At 61.6% G+C, this 18,343-nt stretch carries 18 protein-coding genes and 1 pseudogene; 12 read left to right on the forward strand and 7 right to left on the reverse strand.

Features of this window, described 5'->3' with window-relative positions; all coding sequences use genetic code 11:
- Window positions 1-125: 125 nt before the first annotated feature.
- The 3 genes from GH769_RS10540 (at window position 126) to GH769_RS29065 (ending at window position 1,115) form a co-directional block, all read left to right on the forward strand.
- Window positions 126-671 (forward strand): hypothetical protein, encoded by a 546-nt coding sequence (locus tag GH769_RS10540; RefSeq protein ID WP_014718415.1) that lies wholly within the window; start codon window positions 126-128, stop codon window positions 669-671.
- Between the two features lie 85 nt (window positions 672-756).
- Window positions 757-969: a hypothetical protein gene (locus GH769_RS10545; RefSeq protein WP_014718416.1), complete on the forward strand. Its 213-nt coding sequence runs from the start codon at window positions 757-759 to the stop codon at window positions 967-969.
- A gap of 11 nt (window positions 970-980) precedes the next feature.
- On the forward strand, window positions 981-1,115 hold the full coding sequence (locus GH769_RS29065; protein ID WP_014718417.1) for a hypothetical protein: 135 nt from the start codon (window positions 981-983) through the stop codon (window positions 1,113-1,115).
- Here the strand turns inward: GH769_RS29065 and GH769_RS10550 are convergent.
- From GH769_RS10550 to GH769_RS10560, 3 genes are all read right to left on the reverse strand, one after another.
- Window positions 1,106-1,453 carry a helix-turn-helix domain-containing protein gene (locus GH769_RS10550; RefSeq protein ID WP_014718418.1) on the reverse strand — a complete coding sequence of 116 codons (348 nt, stop codon included), beginning with the start codon at window positions 1,451-1,453 and terminating at the stop codon, window positions 1,106-1,108. The two genes, GH769_RS29065 and GH769_RS10550, sit on opposite strands and share 10 nt — an antisense overlap.
- A 55-nt stretch (window positions 1,454-1,508) precedes the next feature.
- Window positions 1,509-2,855, reverse strand: a complete 1,347-nt coding sequence (locus tag GH769_RS10555) for a sodium:proton antiporter (RefSeq protein WP_019820078.1) — start codon at window positions 2,853-2,855, stop codon at window positions 1,509-1,511.
- A 218-nt stretch (window positions 2,856-3,073) separates the two neighbouring features.
- Window positions 3,074-3,517: an Lrp/AsnC family transcriptional regulator gene (locus GH769_RS10560; protein WP_014718420.1), complete on the reverse strand. Its 444-nt coding sequence runs from the start codon at window positions 3,515-3,517 to the stop codon at window positions 3,074-3,076.
- Between the two features lie 108 nt (window positions 3,518-3,625).
- On the opposite strand from GH769_RS10560, the gene GH769_RS10565 reads away from it, so the two are divergent.
- Window positions 3,626-4,534, forward strand: coding sequence for a DMT family transporter (locus GH769_RS10565; protein ID WP_032903427.1), 909 nt, complete (start codon window positions 3,626-3,628; stop codon window positions 4,532-4,534).
- Window positions 4,535-4,610: 76 nt separating this feature from the next.
- Here GH769_RS10565 and GH769_RS10570 read toward each other — a convergent pair whose 3' ends face one another.
- From GH769_RS10570 to fabF, 3 genes are all read right to left on the reverse strand, one after another.
- The gene (locus tag GH769_RS10570; protein WP_014718422.1) at window positions 4,611-6,590 is read right to left on the reverse strand and encodes a U32 family peptidase; all 1,980 of its coding nucleotides are present in this window, start codon (window positions 6,588-6,590) and stop codon (window positions 4,611-4,613) included.
- Between the two features lie 256 nt (window positions 6,591-6,846).
- Complete coding sequence (locus GH769_RS10575; RefSeq protein ID WP_014718423.1) at window positions 6,847-7,227, reverse strand: RidA family protein; 381 nt, start codon at window positions 7,225-7,227, stop codon at window positions 6,847-6,849.
- A gap of 71 nt (window positions 7,228-7,298) precedes the next feature.
- A complete protein-coding gene (fabF, locus tag GH769_RS10580; RefSeq protein WP_019820073.1) occupies window positions 7,299-8,567 on the reverse strand; it encodes a beta-ketoacyl-ACP synthase II in 1,269 nt (422 codons plus the stop codon).
- Between the two features lie 107 nt (window positions 8,568-8,674).
- Between fabF and GH769_RS10585 the strand changes: the two genes are divergently transcribed.
- Window positions 8,675-9,151, forward strand: coding sequence for a helix-turn-helix domain-containing protein (locus GH769_RS10585; RefSeq protein ID WP_032873990.1), 477 nt, complete (start codon window positions 8,675-8,677; stop codon window positions 9,149-9,151).
- A gap of 4 nt (window positions 9,152-9,155) precedes the next feature.
- Here the strand turns inward: GH769_RS10585 and GH769_RS10590 are convergent, their stop codons facing one another.
- Complete coding sequence (locus GH769_RS10590; protein WP_019820071.1) at window positions 9,156-10,025, reverse strand: oxaloacetate decarboxylase; 870 nt, start codon at window positions 10,023-10,025, stop codon at window positions 9,156-9,158.
- A 142-nt stretch (window positions 10,026-10,167) separates the two neighbouring features.
- Between GH769_RS10590 and GH769_RS29410 the strand changes: the two are divergent.
- From GH769_RS29410 to GH769_RS10625, 7 genes and pseudogenes are all read left to right on the forward strand, one after another.
- Window positions 10,168-10,284: pseudogene (locus tag GH769_RS29410) on the forward strand (ATP-binding protein); the annotation flags it as partial.
- Window positions 10,285-10,460: 176 nt separating this feature from the next.
- Window positions 10,461-11,417, forward strand: a complete 957-nt coding sequence (locus GH769_RS10600; RefSeq protein ID WP_032902619.1) for an ABC transporter substrate-binding protein — start codon at window positions 10,461-10,463, stop codon at window positions 11,415-11,417.
- Window positions 11,418-11,439: 22 nt separating this feature from the next.
- Entirely contained in the window at window positions 11,440-12,771 is a 1,332-nt protein-coding gene (locus GH769_RS10605; RefSeq protein WP_032902618.1) for an LLM class flavin-dependent oxidoreductase, read from the forward strand.
- Between the two features lie 101 nt (window positions 12,772-12,872).
- A complete protein-coding gene (locus tag GH769_RS10610; RefSeq protein ID WP_032873985.1) occupies window positions 12,873-13,712 on the forward strand; it encodes a helix-turn-helix transcriptional regulator in 840 nt (279 codons plus the stop codon).
- A gap of 36 nt (window positions 13,713-13,748) precedes the next feature.
- Window positions 13,749-15,131, forward strand: coding sequence for an aspartate aminotransferase family protein (locus tag GH769_RS10615; RefSeq protein WP_032902615.1), 1,383 nt, complete (start codon window positions 13,749-13,751; stop codon window positions 15,129-15,131).
- A gap of 145 nt (window positions 15,132-15,276) precedes the next feature.
- Complete coding sequence (locus GH769_RS10620) at window positions 15,277-16,656, forward strand: APC family permease (RefSeq protein WP_032902614.1); 1,380 nt, start codon at window positions 15,277-15,279, stop codon at window positions 16,654-16,656.
- A gap of 123 nt (window positions 16,657-16,779) precedes the next feature.
- Window positions 16,780-18,270: an aldehyde dehydrogenase gene (locus tag GH769_RS10625; RefSeq protein WP_020301498.1), complete on the forward strand. Its 1,491-nt coding sequence runs from the start codon at window positions 16,780-16,782 to the stop codon at window positions 18,268-18,270.
- The last annotated feature ends 73 nt before the right edge of the window (window positions 18,271-18,343 follow it).

An 18,343-nucleotide genomic window follows, 5' to 3' on the forward strand; every position in this document is an offset into this window, starting at 1 on the left:
GCTCGCCACAGGAGGGGGCTCACCACAATGGGGCGCGGCGTGTTTCAGATTGGTGCGCCAACCCACTTGAACTTCATCGAGCCCCGATTCTTCTAAGGAGTTTCGTCACCTTGTGGAGCACCGTCGTGTCCAGAATCATCTCCCCCCACACTCCGGAAGCGGCCCTGAACGACCACAGCGAACACAACGCAAAGATATTCGGCTCGCCCAAGGACCGCCTCGACTTTTACCGGCGCGAGATCCAGTACGAAACCAGCATCCTGGCCAACCGCACCGACGCCTACCTGACCGCGCAATCCTTCCTGGTGATTGCCTTTGTCTCCGGCATGGGCAACCTCAACCCGGAATGGGGCAAGCTGTTCACGCTGGTGGTGCCGATCTTCCTGGTTTCGCTGGGTATTCTCAGTTCGCTGAATGCCTGGCCCGGTATCCGTGCGGCGTATGAAATCATCGACCACTGGCACTACAAGCAAAGCGAATTGCTGCGCAGCGAGCCAGTGATGGGCATGGCCTACGATGAGTCGCCCCTGTTTTCCGAAGTGGAGTCGAGCCACAAGGGCTATCGCAAGTCGTTGTTGTTTTCCATGCGTGCGCCGTGGTTGTTCATGGTGTTCTGGCTGGTGTTGGGCATCTATGCGTTCTATATCCAGGTGGACAATCCACTGCGCTGACCACGCGGACGGAACTTCAGCCGTGGCCGTGACGCCTTAGCTCTATGCGGTTCAGATTTTTCACCGGCCTGCAAAGAGGTGCCTCATGCCCCAGCCTAAAGATCCCCAGACCCACAATCGCAACGACCCCGCCATCGACGGCGGCGAGCCTGCCCCTGGCACCGCCGCCGATGCTCCCAAGGATCCAACGCCTGCGAGCGACCCGAAGGCCAAGGAAAACGACTACAGTCCAGACTTCAAGCCCGAGCGCGAGCACAAGCCTGAAACCGATGCCGATATCGATACCCAAGGCGGTTAGAGGAGACGCACATGTCAAAAGAACTGGACGATGAACTCAACGATCCCGGCAATGAAGACCCGGGTTCGTTGATGGACGATGCCGAGGTGCCGCTGAACGACCTGGATGAAGCGGCGGACGTTGGCAACACTGAAAATCAGGACTGATCCGGCGGCGGGCCCGAGGGATTGCTGAGCTTGAAGTAGACGTCTTCCTCGGCCCCGCCGTCCAGCGACACCTCCTGGCCCACCACGCGGTTATCGATCAGCGTCTGCGCCTGATCGCGGCTGATATTGACCACCGTGCTGCGCTTGCCAGTGATCACATACACCACATCCACCCCATGCTCGGCCAGAGCTGCCAGGTAGTTGGCATGGGGCAGGTCTTCGCCCAGTTCATATTGACGTTGCTCGCGTGTGGTCACGCCGCCTGCCTGCGCCAGGTATTGCTGCGAATATCCCAGGCGTTGGCGTTCCTCAAGCAATCGTTGGGCGATCTTTTTCATTAGCTGACTCGCAGTGTGGGTCTTGGCTGTTTGAAACCCCGGCGTGGTGCAGGATTCAATTTTTTTGCGCAGCCTGACGCTCATACCATGCCAGCATGGGCTGGGTAGTCAGGCCATGGGCCAGGATGCTCAATGCGATGACCGACAACGTCAGGTTGACCGCCACCGCACTGCTGGTGCCCACCAGACCGTGGTTGAGCGCATAGAACAGGTAGTAAATGCTGCCGATCCCACGGATGCCGAACCAACTGACCAGGCTGCGTTGGCGATGGTCCAGCAGGCGGCCCCAAGGCATGGCGAATACACTGGCGGGGCGAATCACACAGAACAGTAACGGCGCCACCGCCAACGCGGCCCACTCCCAGTGGCTGACCAGCACGATGCCCAAGACGGTCACCAGGAACACCTCCATGGCCCGCTCCACCAGGCTGCCGAAGGCCAGCATGTCACCCATCATCACGCCTGCCGCGATCTGGGTGTCCTTCAACTGGCTGACGTCGCCGTGCAAGGCTTGCTCGGGCTCGATTTCGAGGTGGCCCACCACCGGTTGCGCCAGGTGCTCGGCGGGTGTCTGGGCGTTGCCGGTGGACTTCACCTCGGCCTGACGCAACCCCAGGCCCGCCGCGAATACCGACAGGAAGCCATAGCCGCCCACGGCTTCGGCGGTCACATAGGCAAGGGCGATCAATGCCAGTGTCAGGTAATCATTGGGCGAGAGGGTGCTGTCGGCATTGATCAGGCGCAGGCGCAACGTCACACGGCCGATACCTCGGCCCATCCAGTAGCCGATCAATAGCCCGACCGGCACCGCCCATACCAGGTTTTTCAGCACCCAACCGCCGACCCAGTCGCCATCGAAGCCGCCGTGTTGCATGAACAGCAAGCCGAAGATCACAAACGGAAAGGCGCTGCCATCGTTCAGCCCCGCTTCGCCGGACAGACCGAAGCGCAGCGCGTCGTAGTCCTGGGCATTGTTGACCTGAACCAGGCCCGCCAGCACCGGATCGGTCGGCGCCAGGATCGCGCCCACCAACAAAGACACCCCCCACGACAGATCAAGCAGGTAATGCAGCAACAGCCCGGTGCCGAGGATGGTCAACAGCATGACCGGGCCGGCCAGGCCGAAGGCGATGCGCCAGGTGCGATGCTTGAGCGGCAGGCGCAATTTAAGGCCGCTGACAAACAGCGAAAACAGCACTGCCACTTCGGTCAGGTGCTCCATCCAGCGCGCCGACCCCTTGATGTCCAGGTGCAGCAGGTCCACACCGAGGGGGCCGATGGCGATGCCGAGCAACAGGCACACCGCCGAAGTGGTGACCGGCATCCAGCGCAGGTAGGAGGACGTGAGGGCGAGGGTGAGCAGCACCGCGCCCAATACGGCCAACCATAGAATGAAAGTCATAGTGCGTGCACCCGGCCGTGGTTCATTCAGGTTGGAGGGCGGTGGCCAAGTGCGGGTTCAAACAATCACCGGGTTGAAGTGGCATTCTGTGGGAGCGGGCTTGCCCGCGAATGCGGTATACCCGTCAACAGAGTCGGTGTCTGACACCCTGTATTCGCGAGCAAGCCCGCTCCCACATTTGACTGTGTTTGGTCATGACACTCCCTTGGCATGACACCTCAGCGAGCCCCCAGCGGCGGCAAGCGCCGTTTCACCGGGGTTTTCTTCACAATCGCAGTATTGGTTTCGGCATACCCATTGATCCGGTCCAGCAGGCTGTCCAACTGATCCATGGTGCGCACATGCAGGCGGGCGATAAAGCAGTCCTCGCCGGTGACCTTGTCGCATTCGGTGAACTCAGGGATCGCCTGGATCTGGCGCTCCACTTCCTGCAGTTTGCCGGGCAGGGGGCGGATGCGCACGATGGCTTGCAGCAGGTAACCGAAGTGTTTGGGGTCGATGTCGACGGTGTAGTGGGTCAGCACGCCGCGTTCTTCCAGGCGCCGCAGACGTTCGCTGACGCTGGGTGACGACAGCCCGGTGATGCCTGCCAGGGCCTTGAGGGACAACCGCGAGTCGTCCATCAAAGCGGCGATCAATTGCTGGTCGATGGTGTCGATCATGGTCTGTGCCTAATAAGAAAAGGTGATTTCGGGCTTTTGCCTTTTTTAGTCGCTGTAGCCGTCGCCGACAGATTGCCATACTGGAGCCTCACTTGAGGAGCCTCAATCATGGATTCATCCATCCGTCGCGGGTCGTGGGAAATGGTCGCCGCCATGCTGATCTCGGGCAGCATTGGCTGGTTTGTGCTGGTGTCTGGCGTGTCGGTGATCGAGGTGGTGTTCTGGCGCTGCGTGATCGGTGCGCTGACGCTGGTGCTGGTGTGCGCCTGGCTGGGTTACCTGCGCCTGGACCTGCTCAGTTGGGCAAAACTGGGGCTGGCCGTGCTCAGCGGTGTGGCCATTGTCGGCAACTGGTTGCTGCTGTTCGAATCCTACTCCCGTGCCTCCATCGCGATCAGCACCGCGGTGTACAACGTGCAGCCGTTTATTCTGGTAATGCTGGCGGCGGTGTTTCTCGGTGAAAAAATCACCGTGCAGAAACTGGCGTGGTTGAGCGTGGCGTTCCTGGGCATGTTGGCGATTGTTACCGCCCATGGCGAGCAAACGGGTGGAGGAGATTACCTGGTAGGCATCGCGCTGGCCCTGGGCGCGGCATTTTTGTATGCGGTCGCGGCGTTGATCATCAAGCGCCTCAAGGAAGTACCGCCGCATTTGATGGCATTGATCCAGGTGGCCACTGGCGCGCTATTGCTGGCGCCGCTGGTGCCCTGGAATGGCCTGCCGGCATCCACCACGACGTGGGCGGCCTTGGTCACCTTGGGGGTGGTGCACACGGGTTTGATGTATGTACTGCTGTATGGCGCGATCCAGAAACTGCCGACGGCCATTACCGGCGCACTGTCGTTCATCTACCCGATTGCGGCGATCTTTGTGGATTGGATTGCGTTCGGGCATCGCCTGGGGTGGCTGCAATGGCTGGGTGTGGCGGCGATTCTGCTGGCAGCGGCAGGGTTGCAGCGGGGCTGGTGGTGGCCCCGCAACCTCGGTAGGCGCGAGCTTGCTCGCGAAGAAGGCTAACGATGACGCAGCGCATCGGGTTGAAACGCGGCGTCCTCGAGCTTTTCGCGAGCAAGCTCGCTCCTACAGATGAGGGTTAGTGCGTGCCCTGATAGATGAGGTTTTCCGGGTTGAAATGCTCCACCGCGCTGCCAGGCTGCGGCAGGCCGAGGATATGCCCCTTGATCTTGCCCACCACATGCATCTCGCAGGGTTTGCAGTCGAACTTCAGGGTCAGCACTTCGTCACCGTGGATCAATTGCATCGGCGCCACCTTGGTCTTTACCCCGGTCACACCCTTGGCCTGTTTAGGGCACAGGTTGAACGAGAAACGCAGGCAGTGCTTGGTGATCATCACCGGCACTTCGCCGGTTTCTTCGTGGGCTTCGAAGGCTGCGTCGATCAGCTTCACGCCGTGACGATGGTAGAAGTCCCGGGCCTTCTGGTTGTAGACGTTGGCCAGGAACGATAGGTGCGCCTCAGGGTAAACCGGCGGCGGCGAGGTTTCAGCCTTGCGCCCGCCCCGCGGATGCGCGGCGACGCGTGCGGCGGTCAGTGCTTCGATCACTTCACGGCGCAAGGCCTTGAGCTGCGAATTGGGAATGAAGAACGCCTGCGGCGCATCCAGTTCGATGCGGGTGGCATGGTACTCGGTGGTGCCGAGTTGGCCGAGCAGGTCGCGCAGGGTGTCCAGCGCCTGTTCCGGCTTGTTGGCCACGCCAAACGGGCCGGGCAGGGTGACGCTGGCGCTGATGCCTTCTTCGCTGGTCGCGGTGATTTGCAGCTGCTCTTCACGCAGGCACGCGACCCATGACAAGCCGATACGGCGCTCGGCCGAGGTCTTGAGCAGGGCCTGTTGCCAGTTGTGGTCCAGGTTGCGATTGAGCGGGTGATGGGGGCGCAGTTGATGCAGGCCGGCCGGCATTTCGTTGGGCTCGACGCGGTAGCGGTAGCGCTTTTCACCGTCTTCCTCGAACTCACCCTTGGGCTCGGCGATGTTGGCGCGAAAACCCACCACTTCACGCTTGATCAGCACATTGAGGCCGTCGCCGTTGGACAGCGGCTCATGGGTGACCACCTGCAAGTCGCGCTTGCCGGCTTTTTCCACGGTGCCCACGGGCAGGCCGGTAAAGGTCGGGGTGTCAAACGCGCCGATGTCGATCTTGCGGTCGCTGACAAAGTAATCGGTGCTGCCACGGTGGAAGGTTTTTTCCGGGTCGGGCAGGAAGAAGTGCGCGGTACGCCCGCTGGAAGCGCGGGCCAGGTCCGGGCGGTCTTCGAGGATCTCGTCGAGGCGCTGGCGGTAATAGGCGGTGATGTTCTTCACATAGCCCATGTCCTTGTAGCGGCCTTCGATCTTGAACGAACGCACACCCGCTTCGACCAGGGCGCGCAGGTTGGCGCTCTGATTGTTGTCTTTCATCGACAGCAGGTGCTTTTCAAAGGCTACCACGCGGCCTTGGTCATCTTTCAGGGTGTAGGGCAGGCGGCAGGCCTGGGAGCAATCGCCACGGTTGGCGCTGCGGCCATTTTGCGCGTGGGAGATATTGCACTGCCCGGAGAACGCCACGCACAGGGCGCCGTGGATAAAGAACTCGATGGCGGCATCGGTCTCGTCGGCAATGGCGCGGATCTCTTGCAGGTTCAACTCGCGGGCCAGTACCAACTGCGAGAAACCGGCCTGGTCGAGAAACCTGGCCCGGCCCAGGGTGCGGATGTCGGTCTGGGTGCTGGCGTGCAACTCGATCGGCGGAATATCCAGCTCCATCACGCCCAGGTCTTGCACGATCAGCGCATCCACACCGGCATCGTAGAGCTGATGGATCAGCTTGCGCGCGGGCTCCAGCTCGTTGTCATGCAAAATGGTGTTGATGGTGGTGAAGACGCGGGCGTGGTAACGGCGGGCGAATTCCACCAGTTGGGCGATATCGCTCACCTCGTTACACGCATTATGGCGGGCGCCAAAGCTCGGCCCGCCGATGTAAACGGCGTCGGCGCCGTGCAGGATAGCCTCGCGCGCAATGGCGACATCGCGGGCAGGGCTGAGCAATTCCAGGTGATGCTTGGGCAAGGACATAGTTTTTTTAGTCAGGCTTGTCACGGTTGAGGCGCGCATTGTAGCTGTGAAATGCCTGGGCGGCATCTACCGCAGGGCTGTCGGGCCTAATGCAAGTTCGTTAAGCAAACGCAATGCTCAACGCAACGAAGCCCCAATGTGGGAGCTGGCTTGCCTGCGATGGCGATGGAACATTCACCACCGCTATCGCAGGCAAGCCCACCTTTTTGACCGCGTTCGACATTCCGATCAGATCGGCGCTAACGGTGCCACAGATTCAAGCCTTGGCAGCCATCGCCGTCACTTCCACCCGCATACCTTCTACCGCCAAGGCGGCAACGCCCACTGCTGCCCGCACTGGCCAGGGCTTGGCGAAAAAGCGCTTGTAGACCTCGTTGAACGCCGCGCGGTCGGCCATATCGGTGAGGTAGATGGTCAGGTGCATGACCCGGTCCATGGAGCTGCCGGCTTTTTCCAGCGCGACTTTCAGCGCTTGCAGGGTGCACTCGCTTTGCAGGGTGATATCGCCCAGCTCCAGGCTGCCATCGGCATGGGTGGGAATCTGGGTGGAGACCAGGATGCCGTTGAAGCCGATCACGTCGGAGGAGATGGAATCGGCGTCCGGGTCAGGGGTATAGGACAGGTCGTGGTTGGCCATGGGCACCTCGTGTTGGCAGGAACAGAAAGGCGCCATGGTCGGTGAAATTCAGCCCAGGGGCAAACCCCGGCTTATATCCAGCGTCGGAACAGTACGCTGGCGTTCACGCCGCCAAAGCCGAAGCCATTGGACAGCGCATATTCAATCGGCATGGGACGCGCCTCATCGCGCACCATGTCCAGGCCGTCGGCGAGGGCGTCCGGGTTTTCCAGGTTGAGTGTCATTGGCGCGATCTGGTCACGCAGGGCAAGCACGGTAAAGACGGCTTCGATGCCCCCCGCAGCACCGAGCAAGTGGCCGGTGGCGGATTTTGTCGAGCTGATCGCCGGGCTGCCGCCGGTACCGAATACCGTCCTGATCGCCGCCAGCTCGCCTTTGTCGCCCACAGGCGTGGAGGTCGCGTGGGCATTCAGGTACTGCACCTGCGATGCCTCGATGCCCGCCTGGCGCAACGCTTGAGTCATTGCCCGGCGCGCACCGTCACCGTCTTCAGGCCCTGCGGTCATGTGATAGGCGTCTGCACTGGTGCCATAGCCCACCAGTTCGGCAATCGGCTGCGCGCCCCGCGCCAGGGCATGCTCCAGTTCTTCAATTACCAGAATGCCGGCGCCTTCGCCCATCACAAAGCCGTCGCGCGCTTGATCGAAGGGGCGCGAAGCGCGCTGCGGGGTGGCATTGAAATCGCTGGACAACGCTCGCGCTGCGGCGAAACCGGCCAGGCTGACGCGATGAATCGCCGCTTCGGCACCGCCGCATACCGCGACGTCGACTTCCCCGGCGCGGATCATTCGCGCTGCGTCGCCGATGGCCTGAACCCCGGCTGCACACGCGGTTACTGGCGCACCCAGCGGGCCTTTCAAGCCATAGTTGATCGACACATGCCCGGCGGCCATGTTGCTCAGAAACGATGGAATGGTGAAGGGCGACAGACGACGCGGGCCCTTGCTGTCAGTGGTGCGCACCGCATCGGCAATGGCCGGGAAACCACCGACACCGGAGGCGATGATGGTCGCTGTGCGCGCCTGCTCCTCAGGTGTTTTGGGGGCCCAATTGGCCTGCTTCAGGGCTTCATCCGCCGCCGCCAGGGCGAACAGGATAAAGCGGTCCATCTTGCGCTGTTCCTTGGCCGCCAACAGTCGATCAGGATCAAAACCGGCTTCGGGGTCTTGCAACGCACTTTGCACCTGGCCGCCGATGCTGACCGCCAGATCACCGATCATCTCTTGCGGCAAACAGCGGATGCCCGACTGCCCGTCCAGCAAGCGCTGCCAAGTGGATTCCACGCTCGACCCCAGCGGCGTCAGCGCGCCCATGCCCGTCACGACGATACGTTTACTCATGCTCAATCGACTCCTGTTGCTTGAAGGATACACAGCGTATGGACGTCACTATCATCATGAAAGTAACATGGTGTCCTACAAGTTTGTACTCGCACACAGGAATACTTATGCAGCGCAAATCCCTCATCAGTGCCGAATGCCCCATCGCCCGTAGCCTTGAACGGGTAGGGGAGTGGTGGAGCATGCTGATCATGCGCGACGCCTTGCACGGCTTGCGCCGTTTTGACGAGTTCTCGCGCAGCCTGGGCATCGCGCCCAACATGCTGACGCGCCGCCTTAATGGCTTGGTAGAAGCGGGGATGCTGGAGCGCCGCGCCTACAGCGAGCGGCCGCCACGCTACGAATACGTGCCGACGGCCAGAGGCGAAGACTTTCGTATGGTGCTGATGGCGTTGGTGGCGTGGGGCAATCGGCATTACGCCGAGGAGGGCATCAGTGTCGAGGTGGTGGAACGCGAGACGGGCCGGCCGGTGCAGCCGATGATGGCGACGGAGGAAGGTGCGTGGGTGGCGATGGATCAGTGCGTGGTACAGCCCGGCCCGGCCGCCAGCGCAGGGATGCGCCAACGGCTGAGCCGTGAGTGATTGATTACTCTTTTACATCCATGAACTCTTCGGCCCACGCCACATAGCTCTCAGGCAAGGTGTAGGTGTGGGTCAACTCCGTCGCACTGAGGTTCGAGGTGCTGTGGGTCAGCTGGCGCTGGGCACGCAGGCTGTCGTAAGTGGCCTTGATCGCGGCGAAGTAGGCGCCATGCCCGGCCACCACGATGCGCACGCCCAGGCTGGCCAGGCGCTCGCTGTCGTGCAGTTGCGGGTTGCCGTAGGTCACCAGCATCAGCGGAACGCTGAGGTTCTGCGCGATTTGCTCCAGGTGGTCGAAGTCCTTGACGCCGACCATGCAGATGCCGTCAGCACCGGCCTTTTCGTAGGCCTTGGTCCGCGCAATCACGTCGCTGGTGGGCAGCACGCCGGCATTGGTGCGCGCAATGATCGACAGCGCCGGGTCGACACGTGCCTCCAGCGCGGCCTTGACCTTGCCGATGCCTTCTTCGACGGAAATCAGGTCCGTGGATTTACGCCCGAATTGCGCGGGCAAGAGGGTGTCTTCGATGGTCAGCGCCGCGACGCCGGCGCGTTCCAGTTCTTCGACGGTGCGCATCACGTTCAGGGCGTTGCCGTAGCCATGGTCGGCATCGGCGATGAAGGGCAACTGGGCCACACGGCCGATGCGGGTGGCTTGCTCGACGAACTCACTCAGGGTAATCAACGCAAAATCGGGGGCCGCCAGCACCTGCAGGGAGGCGACTGAACCGCCCAGGATTCCCACTTCAAACCCCAGGTCGGCCGCGATGCGGGCAGACATGGGGTCGAATACGGAGGCGGTTTCAACGCACAGGGGCGTTGCCAGCAGGTCACGGAAGTTACGGCGTAGCGCTGAGTGAGAAATCTTGGGCATGGTCTTTCCTGGCTTTGGTCATCGTCAAGTGACGATCAATGTCTATTCGTGGTGCCGGGAGATTACCACGCAGATGCCCCTGTGATTATGACGTTTGAGCAGGCGTGCTAACGAGCGCCGGGGCTGTATGCCGGGCCGGCCTGAGGTCAGCGACGAGGGGCCGGGGATTCCCGAAGCGGACCTGGAGCGTGTATTCGACCCGTTCTTTCGCCTTCGGCGTGGTTCGGGCTTGGTGGCCCGGATTGAATTTGCGCGCTAGCGTGATGCGATATACGCATTTTAATTGAATTAGGTTATGCGTAATCAGTATTTTACATCTTACCTTCAGCCCGCAAAAATAGCCCTCACACCCCATAGCTATAAACAATAACCTTTTAAACCGAGACCGTGCGTGCGGATCGACTTGCATGCCCCACAAGGCATCTGGAGACGAACGTGCGTTACCTCAAAATCCTGGCGGCCGGGTTCGCCGCCTCATTTCTGTGCCTGACGGCGCAAGCGCAAACCCTGGTGGTCGGCGACCAGAGCTACAACGCCCAGGCCGTGATGGAAGCGGCGGGGGTGCTGGATGACTTGCCCTACACGCTGGACTGGAAACAGTTCACGGCCGGCTCACCAGTGGCCGAAGCGCTCAACGTCGGCAGCCTGGACCTGGGCCTGCTCGGGGATGCCCCGGTGTTGTTCCTGGGCGCCTTGGGTGCACCGATCAAGGTGATTGCCGTCAGCCGGCAAAATCTCGACGGCGTAGCCATCCTGGTAAAAAAAGACTCGTCGATCCACAGCCTGGCCGATCTGGCAGGCAAGCGCGCTGCGATCTGGAAAGGTTCCTGGAGCCAGCAACTGTTGCTGACCGCACTGGACAAGGCCGGGGTTGCGCGGGATTCGCTGCAATGGCGCTACCTCAGCGCCCTGGATGCCTCCCATGCGCTGGAAGGCGGTGCCGTTGACGTGATCGCCACCTGGGAACCCTACGTCACGCAACAGGAACGCCAAGGTGCGCGGGTGCTGGCAACCGCTGAAGACTTGATCCCGGCCCAGAGTTTCATTGCCGCCAACGCCAGTGCTGTGGAGGCCAAGCGTGAACCCATCAGTGACTTTCTCCAGCGCCTTAAAAAAGCCCGCGACTGGGCGCGCCAGAGCCCGGCCAACGCCAACGCGTATGCCGATGCCTGGGCCAAGCGCACCCGCGCTGATGCCGACATCGCCCGCGTCTGGTTTGCCCGCGCACGCACCACCGTCGAGCCGCTGACGCCTCAGGCGCCCATCGAGGCGCAAAAGACCGTGGACTTTTTTGCCGGCCTGGGTCTGGTCAAGTCTTACTCGGCCGCCACGTTGTTTGACCCTTCATTCGCGGCCGCCTTGCAACCCGCCGTCGTCACCACCCAGCCCTGACCGCTTGAAGGACTACTGCGCAATGACTAAAAGACAGCTCAAACTGGGCGCCCTGACCATGGGCTGCGGTGGGCCGGGCCGCCATAACCTGTGGCTTGACCCGCAATTGCCGGCCGATGCCAGCGTCAACGTCGATTGGTACATCGAGATAGCGCGCCAGGCCGAGGCGGCGCTGTTCGACCTGCTGTTCATCGTCGACAGCCAGTTCATCACCGAAGGCTCGCCCTCCCATTACCTCAATCGCCTGGAGCCGCTGACGTTGCTGTCGGCACTGGCCGTGAGCACGCGGCATATCGGCCTGGTCGGTACGCTGACCACCTCGTATAACTCGCCGTATAACGTCGCCCGGCGCCTGGCCTCCCTGGACCTGATCAGCAAAGGCCGCGCCGGCTGGAACGTGGTGACCAGTGGCGATGCCGGTACCGCCGGCAATTACAGCCGCGACGAACACTACGACTACGCCACGCGCTATGGGCGTGCCGCCGAACACGTTCAGGTGGTACAGGGGCTGTGGAATTCTTACGAAGACGATGCGTTTGTGCGCAACCGTGCCACTGGGCAGTTTCTCGACCCGAGCAAGCTGCACAGCCTGAACCACCAGGGCGAACACTTTTCGGTGGTGGGCCCGCTGAATATCCAGCGCTCCCCCCAGGGCCAACCGGTGATATTCCAGGCTGGCGACTCCGAACAAGGCCGCGACCTGGGCGCCGCCACCGCCGATGTGATCTTCACCCACGCAGCCAGTATCGAGCAGGGCCAGGCGTTTTACCGGGATATCAAGGGTAGGGCGGCACAACGGGGGCGCGATCCGGAACAGGTACTGATCATGCCCGGTGCGGAAATTTACGTGGGCGACACCGATGCCCATGCCCGGGAAATCGAGCAGCACTATCATCAGCTCGACCACAGTTTCGCGCTGGCGCTCAAGGAGTTCGGGCGCAATTTTGGTTGGCATGATTTCAGCCAATACGACCTGGACGCGCCGTTCCCGCAAGAGAGCCTGGAGGCCGCGCGCAGCAGTTTTTTCACCGCAGCCAAACGCATCGCAGACCAGGCCCGGGAAAAGGGCTTTACCCTGCGCCAGGCCGTCGAGTTTGGCCGGCAATTGCGCCCAGGCGCGTTCGTGGGCAGCGCCGCCACGGTGGCGCAGAAACTGGCGGATTGGTTCCAGGCGCGGGCGGTGGACGGGTTCAATATCTACATCGGGCACCCTGGGCAATTTGATCGTTTTACTCAGGAGGTGATCCCTTTGCTGCAGGAGCGCGGTGTTTATCGCACGGCCTACGAGGGCTCGACCTTGCGTGAAAGCCTGGGCTTGGCGATTCCGAGGTTTGCGCGCACCCCCTCACCCTAAGGGGTGATTTCGATGACTTTGCGGGTGTGGGACTATCACTTCAGTCCCCGGCGCCAGTGACCTGGTGTCGCACCCAACCGTTATGACGGCGAGTCTTCGAAGTGGATAATGATCGACTGTCTTCAGCCCAGTGGTTCGAACAGATAGCCAGGGTGACCGAGAGCATCGGGCACGCGGGGTTTGCCGCCACGTTGTTCGATGCCCTGGGGTGTATCCGCCCCATTCAGGCCACGACCTTGTACCTGTACCCCCACGACGGCATGCCCAGCGCAGTGTTCGAACTGGACGGGCCATGGCTGCCCCAGGGCAATGTGCGCCAGTACCTCTCCGGGTTTTACTTGCTCGACCCGTTCTACGGCGCCTGCGTGGAGGGGGCGGCTTCCGGCTGCTACGACCTCGCCGACGTAGCCCCCGATCACTTCGAGCACAGCGAGTACTACCAGTCGTTTTACCGGCATTCGCACCTGGAGGATGAGCTCAACTACATCCTGCAGGCGAGCAACGGCTTGAGCCTGGCGGTGTCGCTGGCCTTTACGCAAAAGCTCGACGCGGCCACCACCGAGCAATTCAAGCGCATAGCACCTTGGGTACTGGCGGTGCTGGGCAAGCACTTCGCCGGCCTGGAGACTCAGGGCGCGCGCTTCGAAAGCCTGTTGGAACAGCGTATTCACTCGGCACTCAACAACTTCGGCTCGTCGCTGCTCACCGAACGCGAATGCCGGATCACCCAGTTGATCCTGCGCGGCCACTCCACACGTTCGCTGGCCGAGCGCCTCGGAGTCTCCGAAGACACTATCAAGTCCCACCGCAAGCACATCTACAGCAAGCTCGACATCGGCACGCAATCGGAACTGTTTTCCCTGTTTATCGACTCGTTGGCCGAGGCCCAGGGCGGGCTGAGCAAAGACCCCCTCGAACGCTACATGAGCAAAAGCCGTTGACCGGCTGCATGACCACCCACAACAAGAGAAAAAGCCATGAACCTACCCTTTGAACCGCAACGCCAGACCCAGGACTACCAGGCTTCGGACGCGGCGCACCATATCCATGCCTTTGTGGATCAAAACGCGCTGAATGCCGAAGGCCCACGCGTAATGGTCCGCGGTGAGGGCCTGTACCTGTGGGACAGCGAGGGTAAGCGTTACCTGGACGGGATGTCGGGCCTGTGGTGTACGCAGCTGGGTTATGGGCGCAAGGACCTGACCGCTGCGGCGGCTGCGCAGATGGATCAGTTGGCGTACTACAACATGTTCTTTCACACCACCCATCCGGCGGTGATCGAGCTGTCCGAGTTGCTGTTCAGCCTGTTGCCAAAGCACTACAGCCATGTGATCTACACCAACTCCGGTTCCGAAGCCAACGAGGTGCTGATCCGCACGGTACGGCGCTACTGGCAAGTGCTCGGCAAGCCACAGAAGAAGATCATGATCGGTCGCTGGAATGGCTATCACGGCTCCACCCTGGCGGCGTCTGCCCTGGGCGGCATGAAATTCATGCATGAAATGGGCGGCTTGATCCCGGACGTCGCGCACATTGACGAGCCTTATTGGTACGCCCAGGGCGGTGAGTTGACCCCGGCCGAGTTCGGGCGGCGCTGCGCCCTGCAACTGGAAGAAAAGATACTGGAGTTGGGCGCGCAAAACGTCGCCGGTTTTATCGCTGAACCTTTCCAGGGCGCCGGCGGCATGATTTTCCCCCCAGAAAGCTACTGGCCAGAGGTCCAGCGCATCTGTCGCCAATACGATGTGCTGCTGTGCGCTGATGAAGTGATTGGCGGTTTCGGCCGTACCGGTGAATGGTTTGCCCATCAGCATTTCGGCTTCGAACCCGACACGTTGTCGATCGCCAAGGGCCTGACCTCCGGTTACCTGCCCATGGGCGGTTTGGTATTGAGCAAGCGCATGGCCGAAGCCCTGGTGGAGCGGGGCGGGGTGTTTGCCCATGGACTGACGTATTCCGGGCACCCGGTTGCGGCGGCGGTGGCCCTGGCCAACCTCAAGGCGCTGCGTGACGAAGGGATCGTGCGCCAGGTGAAGGACGACACCGGGCCGTATTTGCACACGCTCCTGCATGAAGTCTTTGGGAACCACCCGCTGATCGGCGAGATCCAGGGTACCGGCCTGCTGGCAGCCTTGCAGTTTGTCGAGGACAAGGGCACGCGCAAACGCTTTGCCAATGAAAACGACCTGGCCTGGCAATGCCGCACGTTTGGCTTCGAAGAAGGCGTGATTATTCGCTCGACCCTGGGCCGTATGATCATGGCGCCGGCCCTGGTGGCCAGCCGCGCGGAGCTTGATGAGCTGGTCGACAAAACCCGCATCGCGGTGGACCGCACCGCACGGATCGCGGGAAAACTGTGAAGGGCTAAGCCCCTGCATGCCGCTCGGTTGAACAGGGTGGGCGCCCCATAGCGGCCTGCCCACCGCTCCCAATGGATGACTCATCAACGGTGTCGATTTGATCGAACGCCGCGGTGCCCTGCATTCCACTTTCCAGGAGTCAGCAATGAATACAATAACAAACGTAGCCGATACTCCCGCCCATCAAACCTCAACCCAACTGACCTCATCGCGCCGCTTTCGACAACCCCTGGGCCTTGTCGGGCTTGTACTGTTCGGCCTGGCGTATATGGTGCCGCTGGCGGTGTTTACCACCTACGGCCTGGTCACCCAGATGACCAAAGGGCATCTGGCCACCGCCTACCTGTTGACCCTGGCTGCCATGCTGCTGACGGCCTACAGCTATGGGTGCATGGTCAAGGCGCACCCCTATTCGGGCTCGGTCTACACCTATACGCGCAAGGCGTTTGGCGCCTCCTTCGGCTTTATCGCCGGCTGGACCTTGCTGCTGGACTACATCTTCCTGCCGCTGCTCAGCTATTTGCTGATCGGCATCTACTTGTCCGAATACTTTCCTACCGTGCCCACCGCCGTATGGGTATTGGGCTCCATTGCCTTGGTGACGGCGCTCAATCTGGTGGGTATCGAGTCGATTACCCGGGTCAATTGGGTGCTGATCGTGGCCCAACTGGTGTTCATCGTGGTGTTCGTGGGGTTGTCGATCCACAACCTCAGCGGGCAAGCCGAGCCGGTGCCGCTGCTCAAGCCGTTTTACCATGAAGGTTTCAGTGTGCCGCTGATCATGACCGGCGCGGCGGTGCTGTGCCTGTCGTTCCTGGGGTTTGATGCAGTATCGACCATGGCCGAGGAGACGCCGGACCCGCGCCGTACCATTCCGCAGGCGATCATGGCGGTGTCGCTGATCGGTGGGCTGCTGTTTCTGGTGGTGTCGTATTGCGCCCAGATGGTCTTCCCGGAATGGAACAGTTTCGCCGATCCCGACGCGGCTTCGGTGGATGTGATGCGTCGGGTCGGCGGTGAGCTGCTGGTGAGTGCATTTACCGCCACCTACGTGGCGGGTTGTTTCGCTTCCGCGATGGTCTCCCAGGCCAGCGTGTCCCGGGTGCTGTTCGCCATGGGCCGCGACGGCGCATTGCCCAGGGTATTCGGCAAGCTGGTGACGAAAAAACGCGTGCCGGCCAACGCGATCATGCTGGTCAGCCTGTTTTCGCTGATTGCGCTGTTTATCAGCCTGGACACCGTGGCCAACATGATCAGCTTTGGCGCGCTGTTCGCGTTTTCGGCGGTGAACCTGGCCGTGATCAAGCATTACCTGGGCGACCAGAAGCTGCGCGGTACACGCAACTATCTGCTGTACGCCGCCCTGCCAGGCCTGGGGTTTCTCAGCACGCTGTGGTTGTGGACGAGCCTGTCGGGCCTGTCGTTCACCATCGGCCTGGGCTGGATGGGCCTGGGGCTGCTGTGTTTGCTGTGCCTCACCCGAGGGTTCCGGGTGGGGATGCCGGAATTGCACATGGCCGAATAAGCGAAATAGCCACCCACTTATACAACTGACACACCTGGGCTCATGTGGGAGGGGGCTTGCCCCCGATGGCGCCCTCAGGGCCGGCCAGGATGTTGGATCCATACCCCGCTTCAGGAATACAACATGTTCAACCTAGACTATTGGCAGCAACGCGCTGCTCGCCAAACCTTCATCAGCACCGCCCTGATCGACGGCCATCCCGTAGGTGCACTCTGCGGGGCGACCTTCGACACCATCAACCCGGCGACTAACCGAGTCCTTGCGCAGGTCGCCGCCTGCGGTGCAGCGGAGGTCGACCTGGCAGTGCGCTCCGCACGCCGCGCCTTTGAGAACGGCCCGTGGCGGCGCATGCCTCCAGGCGAACGCAAAAAAGTCCTGATCAAACTCGCCGACCTGTTGATGACCCACCGCGAAGAACTCGCATTGCTGGACTCCCTGAACATGGGCAAGCCGGTAATGGACGCCTATAACGTCGACGTGCCCGGCGCGGCCCATGTGTTCGCCTGGTACGGTGAAGCCCTGGACAAGCTCTACGATCAGGTCGCGCCGACTGCCCACAACGCGTTGGCGACCATCACCCGCGAAGCCCTGGGTGTGATTGCCGCGGTGGTGCCGTGGAATTTTCCGCTGGACATGGCCGCCTGGAAACTGGCACCCGCCTTGGCGGCCGGCAATAGCGTGGTGCTCAAGCCCGCTGAGCAATCGCCGTTTTCCGCCCTGCGCCTGGCCCAACTGGCGCTGGAGGCAGGCATCCCCGAAGGCGTGCTAAACGTGGTGCCAGGTATGGGCGAGGGCGCCGGCAAGGCACTGGGGTTGCACCCGGACGTTGATTGCCTGGTGTTTACCGGCTCCACCCAGGTGGGCAAATACTTCATGCAGTACGCCGCCCAGTCCAACCTCAAACAGGTGTGGCTGGAGTGTGGTGGCAAGAGCCCGAACCTGGTGTTTGCAGACTGTCAGGACCTGGACCTGGCGGCGGAGAAGGCGGCCTTTGGGATTTTCTTCAACCAGGGCGAGGTGTGTTCGGCCAATTCGCGCCTCTACGTGCAACGCTGCATCCACGACGAGTTCATCGAGCGCCTGATCGATAAATCCCGCGCCTGGATGCCCGGCAACCCACTTAATCCCGCCAGCGCCGCCGGTGCAATTGTCGACAGCGGGCAAACCGCACGCATCATGCAAGCCATCGGCCGGGCGCACGCAGACGGTGCCACGCTGTTGACCGGTGGCCAACAGTTGAACATTGAGGGTTGTTCAAACTTCATCCAGCCGACGATATTCGCCAACGTCACCGCTGACATGCGCCTTTCCCAGGAGGAGGTGTTTGGGCCTGTGCTGGCGGTGAGCGCTTTCGATACCGAAGAACAGGCCATTCAGCAAGCCAACGACAGCCTTTATGGCCTGGCGGCCTCGGTGTGGAGTGATGACCTGAACCGTGCGCATCGCGTGGCCCGTGCCCTGAACGCTGGCACCGTGTCGGTCAACACCATTGATGCGCTGGATGTGACCGTGCCGTTTGGCGGCGGCAAGCAGTCGGGGTTCGGGCGCGATTTGTCGCTGCATTCGTTTGATAAGTACACGCAACTGAAAACCACCTGGTTCCAGTTGCGTTAACTGCCCCGTTTCGCATAACTGCTGTGCCGTCACAGGCATTCATCCGCCAGTGGGCAATGCCTATAGTCCACTC

This window comes from Pseudomonas sp. CFSAN084952, assembly GCF_009648855.1.
Classification (GTDB): domain Bacteria; phylum Pseudomonadota; class Gammaproteobacteria; order Pseudomonadales; family Pseudomonadaceae; genus Aquipseudomonas; species Aquipseudomonas paracarnis.

Coding starts and splice junctions, on each gene's coding strand:
- GH769_RS10545 (WP_014718416.1), top strand. CDS start 757: ATGCCCCAGCCTAAAGATCCCCAGACCCACAATCGCAACGACCCCGCC.
- GH769_RS29065 (WP_014718417.1), top strand. CDS start 981: ATGTCAAAAGAACTGGACGATGAACTCAACGATCCCGGCAATGAAGAC.
- GH769_RS10550 (WP_014718418.1), bottom strand. CDS start 1,453: ATGAAAAAGATCGCCCAACGATTGCTTGAGGAACGCCAACGCCTGGGA.
- GH769_RS10555 (WP_019820078.1), bottom strand. CDS start 2,855: ATGACTTTCATTCTATGGTTGGCCGTATTGGGCGCGGTGCTGCTCACC.
- GH769_RS10560 (WP_014718420.1), bottom strand. CDS start 3,517: ATGATCGACACCATCGACCAGCAATTGATCGCCGCTTTGATGGACGAC.
- GH769_RS10565 (WP_032903427.1), top strand. CDS start 3,626: ATGGATTCATCCATCCGTCGCGGGTCGTGGGAAATGGTCGCCGCCATG.
- GH769_RS10570 (WP_014718422.1), bottom strand. CDS start 6,590: ATGTCCTTGCCCAAGCATCACCTGGAATTGCTCAGCCCTGCCCGCGAT.
- GH769_RS10575 (WP_014718423.1), bottom strand. CDS start 7,227: ATGGCCAACCACGACCTGTCCTATACCCCTGACCCGGACGCCGATTCC.
- fabF (WP_019820073.1), bottom strand. CDS start 8,567: ATGAGTAAACGTATCGTCGTGACGGGCATGGGCGCGCTGACGCCGCTG.
- GH769_RS10585 (WP_032873990.1), top strand. CDS start 8,675: ATGCAGCGCAAATCCCTCATCAGTGCCGAATGCCCCATCGCCCGTAGC.
- GH769_RS10590 (WP_019820071.1), bottom strand. CDS start 10,025: ATGCCCAAGATTTCTCACTCAGCGCTACGCCGTAACTTCCGTGACCTG.
- GH769_RS10605 (WP_032902618.1), top strand. CDS start 11,440: ATGACTAAAAGACAGCTCAAACTGGGCGCCCTGACCATGGGCTGCGGT.
- GH769_RS10615 (WP_032902615.1), top strand. CDS start 13,749: ATGAACCTACCCTTTGAACCGCAACGCCAGACCCAGGACTACCAGGCT.
- GH769_RS10620 (WP_032902614.1), top strand. CDS start 15,277: ATGAATACAATAACAAACGTAGCCGATACTCCCGCCCATCAAACCTCA.
- GH769_RS10625 (WP_020301498.1), top strand. CDS start 16,780: ATGTTCAACCTAGACTATTGGCAGCAACGCGCTGCTCGCCAAACCTTC.